This is a genomic window from Chromatium okenii (genome assembly GCF_016583745.1).
Lineage (GTDB): Bacteria > Pseudomonadota > Gammaproteobacteria > Chromatiales > Chromatiaceae > Chromatium > Chromatium okenii.
Genome location: NZ_NRRQ01000114.1, coordinates 1 through 725, shown reverse-complemented (window position 1 = coordinate 725; position 725 = coordinate 1). Strand labels below are relative to the sequence as shown.

2 protein-coding genes are annotated in these 725 nt (G+C 53.5%); both read right to left on the bottom strand.

The features are described from left to right. Positions 1 to 299: type III-B CRISPR module-associated Cmr3 family protein (locus CKO12_RS14425; RefSeq protein WP_242466369.1), on the bottom strand; the 299-nt coding region annotated here is incomplete at its 3' end. Next, positions 292 to 723 (bottom strand): DUF29 domain-containing protein, encoded by a 432-nt coding sequence (locus CKO12_RS14420; protein ID WP_338032771.1) that lies wholly within the window; start codon positions 721 to 723, stop codon positions 292 to 294. The genes CKO12_RS14425 and CKO12_RS14420, both read right to left, overlap by 8 nt. Positions 724 to 725: the final 2 nt, after the last annotated feature.

Sequence of the window (725 nt, the reverse complement as noted above, 5' to 3'; positions counted from 1 at the left end):
CCACTGATTTCCAGATCAAATAGGCTGGCATCAAAGGGATGACCAGTCGCTCGCGCCCAAGCAGTGCGCAAACATCCGGCAATGGTGGATGGTGGCGGGAAGTGCATTTCATCAACGCCAACAAAAGCATCGAAAGGTCGTCCCGAACGAATAATCAGCGGAGCAAGCGGTTCCAAGCTCACAACTAAACTGGAAGAGGAAGTTGCTGATTTTGCGATCTTTTGTGCTGTAGGAAGCGTCTGTTCTTTGTTTTTCTGTTTATTGTTACAAGCTGAGTTGTTGTGCTCAGATTTAGCCATGAGTGCGCACCTGCTCATCGTCAGGCAGCCAATCGGATGTGAGTATGGTTTCAGTTGACCAAGGGCAGTTTTGCGGCAGATCGGACAGACCCGTCTCGCGCACGGCTAAATCACGCCCGTCGCTCCAAGCATCCGCAAACCAATCTGGATCGGATAGTGTGCGTTGCAGACTGGGAGTGCGCAGCAAGCGCCGCGCAATCGCCTCGCGCTGGGTGCGGATGATGGATTCCCAACTGGCACCGCGTCGTTCAGGCTGATAACACCATTTCAGCACATGCCCGATCAAGATGGCCATGCGGCTCATTAACTCGCGTTGCTCACTTTTGCCCACGTCCTCAATTTCCTCGGCGAGATGTTCCAGATCAAGCTGCGCGAAGTGCCCGGTACGCAATGCCTCCGCTTGTTGATTTGCCCAAGCAACGATGT